The 15577-nt window shown below is 47.0% G+C and carries 13 protein-coding genes; 8 read left to right on the top strand and 5 right to left on the bottom strand.

Going from position 1 to position 15577, the window contains the following annotated elements; translation table 11 throughout:
- Positions 1 to 33: 33 nt before the first annotated feature.
- The gene (locus JOC95_RS03195; protein ID WP_204413272.1) at positions 34 to 1494 is read right to left on the bottom strand and encodes a M20 family peptidase; all 1461 of its coding nucleotides are present in this window, start codon (positions 1492 to 1494) and stop codon (positions 34 to 36) included.
- A 181-nt stretch (positions 1495 to 1675) separates the two neighbouring features.
- Here JOC95_RS03195 and JOC95_RS03190 point away from each other — a divergent pair, with 181 nt between their 5' ends.
- From JOC95_RS03190 to JOC95_RS03160, 7 genes are all read left to right on the top strand, one after another.
- Positions 1676 to 2647, top strand: a complete 972-nt coding sequence (locus JOC95_RS03190; protein WP_204413270.1) for a TAXI family TRAP transporter solute-binding subunit — start codon at positions 1676 to 1678, stop codon at positions 2645 to 2647.
- Complete coding sequence (locus JOC95_RS03185; protein ID WP_239582668.1) at positions 2637 to 3107, top strand: DUF1850 domain-containing protein; 471 nt, start codon at positions 2637 to 2639, stop codon at positions 3105 to 3107. The genes JOC95_RS03190 and JOC95_RS03185 overlap by 11 nt, the downstream gene beginning before the upstream one ends.
- A 41-nt stretch (positions 3108 to 3148) precedes the next feature.
- Positions 3149 to 5131, top strand: a complete 1983-nt coding sequence (locus tag JOC95_RS03180) for a TRAP transporter permease (RefSeq protein ID WP_338083047.1) — start codon at positions 3149 to 3151, stop codon at positions 5129 to 5131.
- 73 nt (positions 5132 to 5204) lie between these two features.
- Positions 5205 to 6122 carry an aminoglycoside phosphotransferase family protein gene (locus JOC95_RS03175; RefSeq protein ID WP_239582694.1) on the top strand — a complete coding sequence of 306 codons (918 nt, stop codon included), beginning with the start codon at positions 5205 to 5207 and terminating at the stop codon, positions 6120 to 6122.
- A 164-nt stretch (positions 6123 to 6286) separates the two neighbouring features.
- Complete coding sequence (locus tag JOC95_RS03170; RefSeq protein ID WP_338083044.1) at positions 6287 to 7384, top strand: Fe(3+) ABC transporter substrate-binding protein; 1098 nt, start codon at positions 6287 to 6289, stop codon at positions 7382 to 7384.
- Between the two features lie 148 nt (positions 7385 to 7532).
- Complete coding sequence (locus tag JOC95_RS03165; protein ID WP_204413264.1) at positions 7533 to 9173, top strand: ABC transporter permease subunit; 1641 nt, start codon at positions 7533 to 7535, stop codon at positions 9171 to 9173.
- On the top strand, positions 9173 to 9850 hold the full coding sequence (locus tag JOC95_RS03160; RefSeq protein ID WP_204413263.1) for an ABC transporter ATP-binding protein: 678 nt from the start codon (positions 9173 to 9175) through the stop codon (positions 9848 to 9850). The genes JOC95_RS03165 and JOC95_RS03160 overlap by 1 nt, the downstream gene beginning before the upstream one ends.
- 562 nt (positions 9851 to 10412) lie before the next feature.
- On the opposite strand, the gene JOC95_RS03155 is transcribed toward JOC95_RS03160, so the two are convergent.
- The 4 genes from JOC95_RS03155 to JOC95_RS03140 all read right to left on the bottom strand — a co-directional run bounded on the left by JOC95_RS03155 (position 10413) and on the right by JOC95_RS03140 (position 14219).
- Positions 10413 to 11420: a FecCD family ABC transporter permease gene (locus JOC95_RS03155; protein ID WP_204413261.1), complete on the bottom strand. Its 1008-nt coding sequence runs from the start codon at positions 11418 to 11420 to the stop codon at positions 10413 to 10415.
- The gene (locus JOC95_RS03150) at positions 11417 to 12427 is read right to left on the bottom strand and encodes a FecCD family ABC transporter permease (RefSeq protein ID WP_204413459.1); all 1011 of its coding nucleotides are present in this window, start codon (positions 12425 to 12427) and stop codon (positions 11417 to 11419) included. Before JOC95_RS03150 ends, JOC95_RS03155 begins: the two co-directional genes overlap by 4 nt.
- 66 nt (positions 12428 to 12493) lie before the next feature.
- A complete protein-coding gene (locus JOC95_RS03145; RefSeq protein WP_204413260.1) occupies positions 12494 to 13423 on the bottom strand; it encodes an iron-hydroxamate ABC transporter substrate-binding protein in 930 nt (309 codons plus the stop codon).
- Positions 13374 to 14219 carry an ABC transporter ATP-binding protein gene (locus tag JOC95_RS03140; RefSeq protein ID WP_204413259.1) on the bottom strand — a complete coding sequence of 282 codons (846 nt, stop codon included), beginning with the start codon at positions 14217 to 14219 and terminating at the stop codon, positions 13374 to 13376. Before JOC95_RS03140 ends, JOC95_RS03145 begins: the two co-directional genes overlap by 50 nt.
- A gap of 199 nt (positions 14220 to 14418) precedes the next feature.
- On the opposite strand from JOC95_RS03140, the gene JOC95_RS03135 reads away from it, so the two are divergent.
- Complete coding sequence (locus JOC95_RS03135) at positions 14419 to 15468, top strand: NAD(P)/FAD-dependent oxidoreductase (protein ID WP_204413258.1); 1050 nt, start codon at positions 14419 to 14421, stop codon at positions 15466 to 15468.
- The last annotated feature ends 109 nt before the right edge of the window (positions 15469 to 15577 follow it).

Genomic DNA, 15577 nt, shown 5'->3' with positions numbered 1-15577 from the left:
AATTAAAAAGAAAAACTCCAGTTTGAGCTGGAGTTATTTATTGGCTTCTTTTATCAATTCAGCATAGAACTTGATGCTATTCAAATAATTGTCGATGCTCACATGTTCATTGGTCCCGTGCATCCGGTTCAGGTCCTCCGCCGTAATCTGGACAGGCAGGAAGCGGTAGGTGTTGTTTGACACATCGTCGTAATGCTTGGCATCGGATCCCGCAACCATCAGATAAGGGGCGATGACAGCATTTCCATAGACATTCCTTGCCGCCTGTTGGATGGTGGAAAACTCCCAACCGTCCACAGAGGAAACCTTGGTTGCCTCGCTGCCACTGATAGAGACGCTAATCTGCTTATCATCGATTGTTTTCTCAATAAAGCTTTTCACCTCTTCAAGCGAGTCGCCGGGCATTAGGCGGAGATTGATGATGGCCGTCGCTTTTTCCGGCAGTACATTGGACTGCTCGCCTGCCTGGAATATGGTCGGGGCGATGGTGGTCCGTATCAGGGCTGCGGATGCAGGCTCCTGCAACAGGATATGTTCGATGACCGGCTTGAAGATCGCCTTATTAGCGAACACATACTTCATCCCTAGATTCATTTCTGGTGCCACAAATTCAAAAAGGTCTTCCCCAGGCCCTCTAAGTTCAGCGTGGAATTGGGTTTCTTCGAGCTTGGAAATCGCTTTGGCGATCCTTCCGATATTCGTTTGATCCTTTGGCTGGGAGGAGTGGCCGCCGCTACCTTCTATGGTCAATTCCACTGTCGCCGAGCCTTTTTCCGAGACGCCAACGACCCCGACAGGCTGAGAAACACCAGGGACCATGTTTTCCACGATGGCACCGCCTTCATCCATGACGAAATCAAATCGGATGCCTCTATTCTTTAACGTTTCTGCAATCGCCTTCGCACCTTCCTCGCCGCCGATCTCCTCATCGAATCCAAACATGAAGTACATATCACGTTTTGGCTGATAACCTTCTTGAATGAGGTACTCGACAGCCTCCATGATCCCGATTACCCCGATTTTATCATCAAGCGTACCGCGCCCCCAGATGGCATCCTCTGTCACAGTTCCGCTGAACGGCTCCTGCTCCCAATTTTCTTCTGTCCCTTTGAGGACCGGCACGACATCATAATGGCTTGTCAGGCCAATGGGGTTCAAGGAGGAGTCGGTCCCCTCCCATTTATATAGAAGTGCATAATTATTAATCCGCTCCAATGCCAGTTCCTCGTGGATTGAAGGGTAGCTGTTTTGCAGGAATTCAATGAATCTATCAAATTCGCTAAAATCAAATTTTGTACGATCCTCATAGGAAATCGTCTGATAGGTGATCGCTTCGGATAAGTGCTGCAGGGCCTTATCCTTGTCTATTTCCACGCTTGTCGGCTTAGCAGCAGGCTGCCTGCTTTCCAAGGTCAGAGTCTGGAAACCTGTTACTGCCCCGAACAACAAAAGTAGCCCACCAAAGGTTCCCATTACCAGTTTTCTTTTTTTCATGTTCCTTGCCCCCTTTTCTACTAATAATAGTTCCATATAGAAAGAGAAATTACCTTTAGAGGCGAGTACCGTAAACAGAATTGTATAAATAACCAGAAAAGTGTAAAAATTAATTGAAGCATAACTATTATTCTGCTAAACTAATTTAGAACTATTTTATCTGGCAAAGGGGAGAGATTGGATGAAAATCAAGAAGGTTGGCTCTGTAATTGTAAGCGTTCTATTGACCAGCACAATGCTAGTTGCCTGTGGGGGTAACGAAAGCTCAGGTAAAAAAGAGGATGGGTTGGAGACGAACATCGTCACCATCGCCACAGGTGGTTCATCAGGTCCTTATAATATTATTGGGACAGCCCTTGCAAATGAATATTCCGATGAATTCGGCATCAACTCGAAATCACAGGCGACTGGTGCTTCCGTGGAAAATATCAACTTAATTAAAGAAGGGAAAATCGAGATGGCATTTGTCATGAGTGATGTCCTGACAGAAGCGGTGAATGGGACAGGAAACTTCTCTGAAAAAGTGGAGAATGTAGAGCAAGTAGCCACTTTGTATCCCAACTTTGTACAGATCGTCACGACAGCAGATTCCGGAATCGAAACAATTGAAGACCTGGTTGGAAAGCGTGTAGCAGTAGGGGACCAGAATTCAGGGGTGGAAGTGAACGCGCGTAATCTTCTTGCAGGTCATGGTATTACATACGATGATATCCAAGTGGATTACCTTGGCTACGCAGAAGCGGCGGACGGTTTGAAGTCCGGTTCAATCGATGCGGCATTTTTAACGAGCGGACTTCCAAATGCATCTGTACTTGAATTATCCAAAACGCTTGATATCAAAATGGTGTCCGTAGATCCTGCCAATATTGAAAAATTAGCTAAGGATCAGCCATATTTCGTTGCCATGGATATTCCTGCTGATACTTATGGAAACGCAGAAGCGGTTCCGACTGCAGCCATCATGAACGCACTTGTAGTAAGCAGTGAATTGAGCGAAGACGATGTATACAAGCTGACAAAATCATTCTTTGACAACCTGGAGACACTTGGCAATGCCCATCAGGCAGCGACTGAAGTATCTTTAGAGAAAGCACAGGAAGGCATGGTGGCACCTGTCCACCCAGGAGCAAAGAAATATTACGATGAACAGTAAACGTTTCATGTTGGGGAGCACTGTAATACTTATAGTGCTCCTCGTTCTCCTTTTGGTCAAAGTACCTGTCACTCAGGTTTCCTTTAAGGGGGATAGCTTTTTCCTGAAGGAGGGGAAGTTTGAACTTGGCTGGATTCATTCCGTCGAAAAAGAGCCTTGGTTTGAAACCTATGAGAGAAGGGATGAAAGTCTTTTTCTCGTCCGGACGCGTTTTAAAACCTTCGGTGCAGGGACTCCCTCGACAGGAGAAGTCATTCCTTCCAAGGATGGATTTATCCATATGAAAATCAATCAAAAAATGGAGAATCTTCAACTTTCCGTTTCCGAAAATGTACAAACGACACTGTATCTCGAAGGTCGGACCATCCCCTTGTATACATACGTGGAAGACTATGAAACTGTTGAAATCAAAGCTATAAAACTACCATTATGGCAGTATCTAAGAGGTGATAAGAAGTGAAAGATTCAAAAAAACAGCACGATCGCGTAGAAAAGGATGAAATTTCAGAAGACAAAAAAGCGGAAATACTGGAAAAGTATGATGCCGAGTCAAAGGTGCGCCATTTTGCCAGTAAAAAAACCGTCCTGGTTGTATCTGCCGTTGCCATTCTCTATTCTCTTTTCCATTTATACGTTACCTTCAATCCAATGCCTGCCCTCCAGCAGCGTTCCGTTCATGTTGCGGTTGGACTGGCGTTGATTTTCCTGCTCTATCCTACAACCAAAAATCAGGACCGCAGCAAGATAGCCTGGTATGACTGGATCTTGTTTGTCCTTGCATTAGGTTCTGCAGGATATCTCATCATGGAGTATCAAGATATTGTAACCTCCCGTGGCGGCATTCCAAATACAACGGATATTGTCCTTGCCATTTTGACGGTCCTCCTTGTACTCGAAGGGGCACGCCGAGTCACCGGGATTATCCTTCCGATATTGGCGCTCGTGTTCCTTGCCTATCCGTTTTTCAGCCATATGAGCTGGATGCCGATCAAGATGATGACACGCCCATACGACTTGGGGGATATTTTTGGACAGCTATACTTGAAGACGGAAGGATTATACTCCACCGCAATCGGGGCTTCCGTCAACTTCATCTTTCTTTTCATCTTATTTGGAGCATTCCTGGCGCGCTCTGGGATGGGTCAATTCTTCAATGACCTTGCCTTGGCGCTTGCAGGGCATAAACAGGGGGGACCTGCAAAAGTGGCCGTCATCTCCAGTGGCTTCATGGGAAGCATCAACGGAGCTGCGGTTGCGAATGTTGTCGGGACAGGAGCCTTTACAATTCCCTTGATGAAAAGGATCGGGTATTCCAAGAACTTCGCTGGTGCGGTCGAAGCGAGTGCCTCGGTCGGTGGACAGATCCTGCCACCGATCATGGGGGCCAGCGCCTTCATCATGGCCGAAACCACCGGTGTGGCATACGGTACGATCGCCCTCGCCGCTTTGATTCCGGCTGTACTCTACTTTTTGGCCGTGATCATGCAAGTGCACTTCAGGGCCGGACGGGAAAATCTGAAAGGCATTCCAAAGGCCGACCTGCCTCGGGTTGGTGCAATCATGAAGGAACGCGGACATCTGCTTTTGCCGATCGTATTCCTTATCGTGCTGCTCTATCAAGGGGTACCGATTGGGCATGCAGCATTTTATACGATCGTTTCCACAGTAGTGGTGGCGGCACTGAGAAAAACGACGCGCATGTCCTTCATGGATATCCTGCACGCATTGAATGATGGTGCAAGGCAATCCCTATCTGTTATGGTGGCCTGTGCGGTAGTCGGTATCATCATCGGGGTAGTCAGCTTGACTAGCTTTGGGAATGTCATGACGTCCTCCATCGCAAGTCTTGGTGCAGGATCCTTGTTCCTGACGCTCTTCTTTACGATGATTGCATCCATGATCCTCGGAATGGGTCTGCCTAGCATCCCTGCCTATATCATTACGGCAACGATGGCGGCACCTGCCCTTGCAGAATTCGGGATTCCGATCCTGATTGCCCACATGTTCGTATTTTATTTCGGGATTTTTGCCAACATCACGCCACCCGTCGCCCTGGCAGCCTTTGCGGGAGCGGGCATATCAGGTGGAGATCCGATGCGTACCGGGTTCACGGCATTGAAATTATCTGCTGCCGGATTCCTGATTCCTTATTTGTTTGTCTATAATCCAGCGATGCTGATGATCGATGCAACGGATGCTGCGGTCAATGCCAAGGAATTCCCGATGGCATCCGCACTCGACATTGCGCTGATTTCCATTACAGCGGTGGTGGGAATCATTGCCTTGAGTGCCTCCATTGAAGGATATTTCCGAACCAGCCTGAACGCATTGTTACGTATCGTGCTTGGCGCAGGCGCACTGATGATGATCATCCCAGAGACATTCACGGATATTGCCGGAGTCATCATCGTCACATCGATTTTCATCCTTAATTTCATTCAGGAAAAGAAAGAAAAGCCGAATAATATCAATATAGGTGTATAAGCAATAGCTCAAAAAGGCATGCCGGCTGAGAGTGGCATGCCTTTTTATGATTAGAAGGGGAGATTTGCAAGCTATGAATATTCCGGAATGGTTTCAAAAGAGAATGGTGGATGTTTTCGGGGAAGCGGGTAAGGTTTGGCTGACCAAGTTGGATTCAACGATACATTTTTGTGAAAAAGAATGGAAGTTGCAGATAGGAGAGCCAGTATCCAACCTATCCTACAACTATGTACTGCATGCCAAGGAACCGAACGGTACCCCCGTTATGCTGAAGCTCGGCGTCCCTTCCTTTGATTTTTCTAATGAGATTAACACGCTTAACGTCTATGGAGGAAAAGGATGTGCCAGGCTATTGAAGGCAGACGCGGAACGTGGTGCCATGCTGCTCGAGAAGCTTGTGCCAGGTACGATGCTTTCAGAGGAAAAGGACGAAAAGGCTGCGGTTCATCAGTTTCTGGAAGTGTGGAGCGCGATTCGCAGGCCCGTCCCTGCAGAATGCAAAAGCCCGACCATACTTGACTGGGCATCCGGGCTTGGCCGCTATAACTCCATGCATCCAAATGGAGATGGTCCCATTGACTCGCGTTACATAGAGATGGCTCAAGCGTATTTCGCAGAATTGACGGAATCAACAATTGGGATGGAGTTGCTTCACGGCGACCTTCATCATGAAAACATCCTTTATGATGAGGAAAAAGGATGGCTGGCCATCGATCCGAAAGGGGTGGTCGGGGATCCGTATTTTGATTTGATTTCTTTTATGACCAATCATCTTTTAAAAAAGGAAAACCCGAAAAGGCTGTTATCACAACGCGTGGAATGGATATCGGAGTGCTTATCGCTTGATCGAAATCGTTTGCTGAAAGCAGCTGTGGCAATGGGAATCCTTTCTGCATGTTGGGGGATAGAGGATCACGATCCAGACTGGCAGCAGGCCTATACTTGTGCAAAGTGGTTTAAGGAAATACTGATTGAAGACGAGGGTAAATAATTTTCCAGAAAAAGCAAAAGATAATGGCGGAGGGCACATAGGATGCTCTCCGCCATATTCATTATTTTTAAAAAAGAAAAAAAGTTGTTGACTTGATAATGATTATCATTACAATAGTAAGTGAGAGTGATTATCAATATTAATTTACATAAGGAGTGTCTTTCGTGAAAAAACTGAATATCATCATGAGTTTAATGCTTGCTTTAGTGTTGGCGTTAACAGGTTGCGTAAGCAGCACAAATAATAATGGCAATACTTCTTCAGAGAACAATAGCGGTTCAGGTGAAGAAGCGAACAAAGAAAAAGAATCCGGGGAAGTAAATGTATATACAAGCCGCCACTATGAAGCGGATCAAGAGTTGTACAAGATGTTTGAAGAAGAAACAGGCATCAAGGTCAACGTGGTAGAGGGTAAAGGCGAAGAATTGATGGAGCGTCTAAGCATCGAAGGCGAAGCGACAGAAGCGGATGTATACATCACAGCGGATGCAGGTAATCTGTATCAAGCAAAAGATCGTGAATTATTCCAAGCAGTGGAAAGTGAAGTTCTTGAAAAGAATATTCCTGAAAAACTGCGTGATAAAGATAACCAATGGTTCGGTCTTACAAAGCGTGCACGTATCATTGCGTATGCTAAGGACCGAGTAAAACCTGAAGAACTTTCCACATATGAAGCTTTAACAGAATCTGAGTGGCAAGACCGTGTAGTAGTAAGAGGATCTGACAACATGTACAACATTTCTTTGGTTGCATCCTTCATCGATGTAATGGGTGAGGATAAAGCGAAGGAATGGGCACAAGGAATCGTGAACAATATGGCACGTGACCCGCAAGGCGGAGACCGCGACCAGGCTAAAGCGGTTGTTGCCGGTGAAGCGGACGTAGCGATCATGAACACATACTACCTTGGTGTAATGTTGAATTCCGATGATCCGGAAGAAGTGAAGGTTGCAGAAAACGTAGGAGTGTTCTTCCCGAACCAGGATACGACTGGTACACATGTCAACATCAGTGGAGCGGCTGTGACGAAGCATGCGAAAAACAAAGATAATGCAGTGAAATTCATCGAGTTCCTTTCTGATGAAAAAGCACAAGGGAAATTTGCTGAAGCAAACTACGAGTACCCTGCAAATCCGAATGTCGAGCCTTCCGAGCTACTTAAGTCTTGGGGCGAATTCAAAGAGCAGGATGTAAACCTGACTGTTTATGGTGAAAACCAACAGGCTGCCATCAAGATTTTCAATGAAGTAGGCTGGAAATAATACAATAATGTGAAGAACCGGTTCCTTTTTGGGTGAATCGGTTCTTTTCTTTTGTTTGGACGTTCCATTTGAGAATGATTTTCGTTATAATTTAGATTGGATAATTAAAGTATTTACAACAGCTTTGTCATCTAAAGGATGTGTCACAGTGAGTAAGTTCCATTGGTCAAGGGTGAAACATAAAGGCTGGGCCATTCTAAGTCTGGTTTTTATCACTATCATTCTCATACCCAATATTTTAATAGCGGTCGAATTTTTTACAGAGCCTAATGAAAACTGGCTACATATAAAAGAATATTTATTAAGGGACTATCTTGAAAACTCCGTTCTGATCATTCTGTTTACCGCTTTGGCAACGATGCTGATCGGAACGAGCCTTGCATGGCTGATCACGATCTATCAGTTTCCCTTGCGGAACTTCCTGAAATGGAGCCTGATACTGCCGCTTGCGATCCCACCGTATATCGCAGCATACACCTATCATGGCATCATCAATTACACAGGAATCATTCAGTCCACCTTGCGAAACGATTTCGATATGCAGGTGAACCAAGCGTATTTTAATATGATGAGCATCCCTGGCGCCATCTTTGTCTTTACGGTTACGCTTTTCCCTTATGTGTATTCCATAACAAGAAGCTATTTTCAGAGCCTTTCCGCTTCAGTTATCGAAAACGCAAGGCTCTTGGGAAGCAACAGCTTTCAGACATTCTTCCGGGTGGCACTTCCCATTTCGCGTGGTGCGATCGTCGGGAGTGTGACGCTTGTCATTCTCGAGGTGCTCAATGATTACGGGGTAACAAGCTATTTCGGGATTCAGACTGTCAGCACGGCTATCTTCCGTACCTGGTATGGCATGATGGATCTAGACTCCGCCCTGAAGCTTGCCGGGACATTGATGATCATGGTGATGGTGATCCTTTCCATGGAGCGCCTGTTAAGGGGGCGGAAGAAATTCTTTGATCCGTCTTCAAAGGTGCGGCCGATTGAGCCTAAGCGCTTGACGGGAGTAAAGGGCTGGCTGGTTTTTGCGTATTGCTTCGGCATTTTTGCCATTGCTTTCATTGTGCCGTTGCTTCAGCTATTAGCGTGGGCGACCATGACATTTGAAACAGTCTTCAAGCCTGAATTCCTGGAGCTTGCAAAGAACTCCATCTTTGTTGCAGGTGTTGCAGCGACGATCATCCTTGTCATTGCACTGATCATTTCCAATTATACGAGGCTGCAGCAAGGGATGGTCCCGAAAATCTTCTCGAGGGTCACGACACTCGGCTATTCGATACCAGGGGCGGCCATCGCCATAGCAGTCATCACGATTTTTATATTGCTCGACCAGCAGATTGTGTCCTTTTTGGCCATGTTCAAGCTGAAGCCTGAATTTGTGCTTCGGACCACGCTATCGATGCTTGTCTTTGCCTACGTGATCCGCTTTTTGGCAATCGGCTTCAATGCGATCGAGTCAGGCTTTGAAAAGACTGGGAACCGCTTTACCGAAGCTTCCCGTACTTTGGGGGCATCGACGCTCAGAACCTTTTTCACAGTAGATCTTCCATTGTTGAAGGGAGCGATTGTCAGCGGGTTCATTCTCGTTTTCATCGATATCATGAAAGAACTGCCGCTTACCTTGTTCCTGCAGCCATTCAATTTTTCGACCTTGGCAACACAGGCTTTCAAATATGCAAATGATGAGAGGGTACAGGAAGCGTCCATCGCATCGCTGCTTATCATCTTTATCAGCGCTTTAAGCATCTTTGTCTTTTATCGAGTACTGGATAAGGAGGGGAAGTAATGTTTGTTCAGATTCAAGATTTAAAGTTCCGATATAAAAATGCACAAAATCATACATTGCGGGATATCCGGGTGGATATTGAAAAAGGGGAAATCATTTCGATCCTCGGGAGAAGCGGTAGCGGTAAAAGCACGCTCCTCCGCCTGATAGCAGGTCTTGAGACTCCCCAGGATGGGATCATGAGAATCAATGGGGAATGCATGTTTGATGAAAAGACACACCTTTCTCCTGAGAAGCGGGGGATAGGTGTCGTATTCCAGGACTATGCGCTTTTCCCTCATATGACGGTAGCCCAGAACATCAAGTTCGGCTTGCGAAAAATGAATCGGAAGCAGAAGCAGGAACGACTCGAGGAAATGCTGGCCCTGATCAACCTGTCTGACTACGGCCATCGTTATCCGTATGAGCTGAGTGGAGGCCAGCAGCAGCGAGTTGCATTGGCACGCGCCCTTGCACCCTCACCATCCTTGCTGCTGCTCGACGAGCCGTTCAGTAACCTGGACGTCCACCTGCAGGAGAAAATCCGCGAAGAACTGAAAGACATACTAAAGAAAACGGGCATCACCTCCATCCTGGTGACCCACGATTTCGAAGACGCCAAAGCCATCGCCGATCGCGTCCTTTTCATAGAAGAAGGACAGCTTGTGAAAAAACCATGTGAATTGGTGATGAGTTGACATAATAAGGGGTGCCTGCCCCTCAACGCTTTAAAGCGTTGAGGGGCAGGCACCTTTTTTATTTGTTGCATAAAAAAATCTTGGTTTGAGTCCAGTCCATTAGACACCAATAAAAGAGTAAGGGAGGAATCAAAGGCTGTCCTCGAAAAATGATGCCCTCGCCCGCCACAAAACAAGGTAGTGAAGGAATCAAAAGGCGGGAATGATACCCTCGCCCGCCCCAAAACAAGGTAGTAAAGGAATCAAAAGGCCCGAATGATGCCCTCGCCCGCCATAAAACAAGGTAGTGAAGGAATCAAAAGGCGCGAATGATACCCTCGCCCGCCCCAAAACGAGGTAGTGGAGGAATCAAAAGGCGCGAATGATACCCTCACCTGCCACAAAACAAGGTAGTGAAGGAATCAAAAGGCGGGAATGATACCCTCGCCCGCCACAAAACAAGGTAGTGAAGGAATCAAAAGGCCCGAATGATACCCTCCCCCTCCCCAAAACAAGGTAGTGAAGGAATCAAAAGCCCTGAATCATTCCCCATAAGAACTGTTTTGGAATCTGGCCTCGCTAATTACTTCTTCAACAACAAATACATAAAGTAAGGCCCGCCAATCAACGCGACCATGATCCCTGCAGGTATGCCGCTTGGATCGACAATGTTGCGGCCGAGTGTGTCTGCAAAGAGGAGCAGCCAGCCGCCGATCAGGATTGCCACTGGCAGGAAGAGCTGGTTTCTCGGACCGACGAGCGCTTTGGCGATATGCGGCGCCATCAGGCCGACAAAGGCGATTCCCCCTGTTACAGAAACAGCGGAGGCTGCAAGGGCAACTGCAGTAAAGAGCATGACCAGCCGCTCCTTTTCCACGGATAGCCCGACTCCCACCGATACAGGTTCACTCAACGCCAACAGGTTAAGTCTATTCGCCTTATAGATGGTAAATGGAATCAAAACGACCAGCCAAGGCAGCAGTGCCAGGATGAACGGCCAGTCCGTCCCCCAGATGTTACCTGCGAGCCAACTAGCTATAAAGTCCACTTTTTCCCGATCGGCACTGGAAATAAGAACGACCATGATACCGGAGAGGGCCATCGAGAATCCGACACCTGTCAGTACAAGCCGGACAGGCTGCAGTCCGGTCTGCCTGCTATATGCAAACAGATAAATCAAACAGGCAGTCAGCAGGGCCCCTATAAAGGCGACAAGCGGGAGCATATAGACAAAAGAGCCGACTTCTATCGGGACAAACAGGAAAAACACTGTGATAGCAACCCCGGCGCCAGTATTGATGCCGATGATCCCCGGATCTGCAAGATCGTTCCTCGTGATTCCTTGCAGGATGCTCCCCGCTAATGCCAGCGCCATTCCTGCCAACAGAGTAATGATGATCCTCGGGAGCCGGATGGAAAATAGGACAAATTCCTCCTTGAAGGTACCGTTTCCGAGCAATGTAGGCAGAAGCCGATCATAGGATACAGAGGAGTACCCGATCCCTATTCCGACAATGACGGTCAATAGTATAAGAAAGGCTAGCAAACCAACAATCAGGCGCTGCCTTCTAACCAAAGATGGATGTATCATGAAAATTCCTTGCCCCCTTTCCGTACGATGATGAGGAAAAAGGGCAAGCCGAGCAGTGCCACGATGGCTGCTACAGGCGTTTCGAACGGGGCATTCAAATTCCTGCCAAGTGTATCGGCAAGCAGCATGAATATGGCACCGACGACTGCGGACATCGGCAAAATATAGCGGTAATCCGTACCGACGATCGCGCGGCCTATATGGGGGATCATCAAGCCGATGAAGGCCATATTGCCGACAAGTGCCACAGAAGCTCCGGCCAACAACACTATCACGATGAACAGTACCGTTTTCACCAGCACTGTCTTTTGTCCAAGTCCGACTGCAACCTCCTCGCTCAAGCTCAGAATCGTCAGCTGTCTAGACAGATAGATGGAGATTAAAATCCCGACAGTAATGAAAGGAATGATGACTTGTAGCTGTGACCAGTTCGTCCCGATGATGCCCCCGGCAGTCCACATCGAAACATCCTTGGAGATTTTAAAATAAAGTCCCACACCTTCTGCAATGGCAAAAAGGAACGCGGATACGGCCGCTCCTGCCAGCACGATCCGGAAAGGGGAAAAGCCGCCACGCTTCATGGCCCCGATACCAAAAACCAACGTCGCCCCGACAGCCGCCCCGATAAAGCAGGCGATCATGATGCCGAAGTAATTCGTGGAAGGTGAAAATGCGAGTGTTACCGCAAGCGCTGCATTTGCTCCGGCAGTGAGCCCGAGAAGCCCCGGGTCAGCGAGCGGGTTTCTTGTCATCCCTTGCATGATGGCTCCAGATACGGATAAAGCTGCTCCCACAAAAATAGCCGCCACTTCACGGGGAAGGCGGATTTCTCGGATCATCATGGATTTCTCATCCAAATCAGTTGCAGTAAGTGCTGCCCAAACATCCCGGATCGTAGTATCAGCCGCCCCAAAAAGCATCGCAACCACAAATGTTCCGGAAAATACCAGGATTGCTGCAATAAGTTTTAGTAGGAAAGGGAACCTTCGTTGTTTTTCATTCATCATCATTCATCTTTTCTTTTATAGATTAAAAGGGATCCCATCAAACAGAATCCCTCTTGCCTTCACTATTTATCTACCTAAAAATTTGTTCTGGAAGAATTCCAATTGAAACTCAAGTGAAATAGGATCATTAAAATAGAATTCCTTCGCATTAACCTCGAATACCTGGCCATTCTTTACAGCAGGGATGTTTTTGTAGGTTTCTGTTTCCTGGAAGGAAGTATCACCGTCGGAATTTTTACTGAAAATCATGTAGTCGCCAGCAAATTCGGGAAGCACTTCAAAGGACAATGTGTAGTATCCATCCTTAAGAGCTGTCTGCTTCACTTTTTCAGGCATATTCAGTTTCATTTCCTGATAAAGGATTTCTGTACCGCGAGCCCAGTTATCGCCGAAAACATAAAGCTCTTTATCGAAGTTTTCAATGACGGATACTGTTGCGTCCTCTCCGATTTTGGATTTGATTTCTTCACCGGCAGCAGCTGCACGCTGTTTGAAGTCGTCAATCCAATCTTGTGCTTCTTTTTCCTTGTTTAAAAGCTTTCCGATTTCAAGGTGTTGTGTAAGGTAATCCAATTTCCCGTATGTAAAAGTTACCGTAGGGGCAATATCATTCAATTTTTCAACGTTTTTGATGGTGGAAAGTCCGATGATCAAATCGGGATTCAGTTCAATGATTTTCTCCAGGTCTTCATCCGTTACCTGTTCCACGCCTTCCAGGTATTCAGCGTAGCGGGGATTCATCGCAGACCAGGAGTCCACTCCGACAAGGTCTACATCGAGTGCCATGACATTACCGGCAAAAGAGGAAAGAACAATGACACGCTCAGGATTTGCCGGCACTTCTACAGGGCCGTTTTCAGATTCATAGGTGATGGTTTCAGATGAACCTTTTTTGTTAGTATCTTCAGATGCAGCATTATTATTGTTGTTGTTACTGCATGCGGCACTAACAACCAGTAAGAGCAGGAATACGAATGGTACTAGAATTTTCTTCATGGGTATTTTCTCCTTTTAGTAAATTATAAGTGATGCACATCGGTTTATCGGTACGCGGATCCCGTCCGATGACGGCATCGATCTGGAACACGTCCTTTAGCACGTCCGGATGGATGACTTCCTCGCAATTACCGGCCTTTATGATATGACCATCCTTTAAGGCAATCAAATAATCGGCAAATCTGGCAGCCTGATTAAGATCGTGGAGGACCATGACGATGGTGCGCCCCTGTTCACGGTTCAGCCGCTGCAAAAGCTCGAGCACCTCCAGCTGGTGGGCCATATCAAGATAGGTGGTCGGCTCATCGAGGAAAATGATTTCCGTTTCCTGTGCCAGCGCCATGGCAATCCAGACACGCTGACGCTGGCCGCCTGAAAGGGAATCGACTGGTCTGTATTTAAAGTCAAGGGTACCTGTTTCCTGCAGGGCCCAATCGATGACTTCATAATCCCTTTTGGTCAGCCGGCCAAATCCTTTCTGATGAGGAAATCTCCCATATGAAACGAGCTCGCCGACTGTCAGTCCGCTTGCGCTTTCCGGGGTCTGTGGAAGGATGGCCATCTTTTTTGCTAGCAATTTTGTATGCTCGCGTGAAATATCCTGGCCGTCCAGGACCACAGTCCCGGATTGCTGGGAAATAATGCGAGTGATCGCTTTCAAAAGTGTGGACTTTCCACAGCCATTGGAGCCGATGATGGTGGTAATCTGCTTGTCAGGAATCCCTATTGAAAGATCCTTGACAATGAGGTGCTCACCATAGCCAATGTTCAATTCATTTGTGTAAAGTCTCACCATGCTGAACCCTCCCAAGGTTTGAAAATATGTAAATAAAAAACAGTTGATAATGATTATCAGTATCGGTACATTTATACTATAAAACCAACCAATTCTTATGTCAACCGTTTTTTGTGTTGTAAAAGTAGAAAGAAAGTCGTATATTTTAGTGAGAATGATAATCAATTACACGATCGGTGGATGCGAGGGGTGTGCACATATGGGGGAAAAGGAAATATATGATGTAACAATCATTGGCGGCGGTCCAGCAGGGTTATACTCCGCCTTTTACAGTGGATTGAGAGAAATGAAAACAAAAATAATAGAATTCCAGCCGCAGCTCGGTGGGAAAATCCATGTGTATCCTGAAAAAGTGATCTGGGACGTTGGGGGTCAGACCCCGATACCAGGGGCAAAATTAATCGAGCAGCTCGTCCAGCAGGGAATGACGTTCAATCCGGAAGTGGTCTTGAACGAAAAGGTGGATAGCATCACGAAGGATGAAGATGGTATCTTTGTGCTTCATGCCGCTTCAGGGCAGGAGCATTACTCCAAAACGGTGATCGTCGCGGTCGGAAGTGGCATTCTTAATCCGCAAAAGCTCAATATAGAAGGTGCGGAAAGGTTTGAAGTTTCCAATCTGAACTATACGGTCAAATCCTTAAAGCATTTCCGGAATAAAACCGTGATTATCTCAGGTGGGGGAAACACGGCCATCGATTGGGCGAATGAACTCGAGCCCATTGCAAAAAAAGTGTATCTCACTTGCCGTAAGGATGCTCTCGGGGGGCATGAGGCACAGGTGAAACAGCTTTTGAACAGCTCTGTCGAGTGCATGTTCAATTCCACCATCACAAAGCTTGTTGCCGATTCCAATCAGGAAGAGATCGAAAAGGTGGAGCTGACCAACTCGGAAACAGGGGAAGTCTGTCATCTCGAGATCGAAGAAGTGATCATCAACCACGGGTACGAACAGGACGCGAGCCTTTTGCAGAACAGCGATTTGAATATAGAGATAGCGGAAAACTTTTATGTGGCGGGAAATGCCAACAGTGAGTCTTCTGTCGAGGGACTGTATGCTGCTGGGGATATCCTGAAGCATGACGGAAAGCTGCACTTGATATCAGGTGCCTTCCAGGATGCTGCCAACGCAGTGAACAAAGCCAAACAGTACATCCAGCCAACCGCACCGGGAGCGGCAATGGTCTCATCCCATAACGAGGTATTTAAAAACCGGAATCGTAAGCTTGTTAAGGAAATGATGAAATAGTATAAAGGGGCCTGACCCCCGCCGCGTTAATGTGGTAACGCGGCGGGGGTCAGGCCCCTTTTTGGCCACTCTTTTACATGACAGGGATTGCCGACAAATGCTACGATAA

The organism is Sutcliffiella tianshenii, from assembly GCF_016908565.1.
GTDB classification, from domain to species: Bacteria; Bacillota; Bacilli; order Bacillales; family Bacillaceae_I; genus Sutcliffiella_A; species Sutcliffiella_A tianshenii.
The sequence above is the reverse complement of the archived record's forward strand: the minus strand, read 5'-3'. Positions and strand labels throughout refer to the sequence as shown.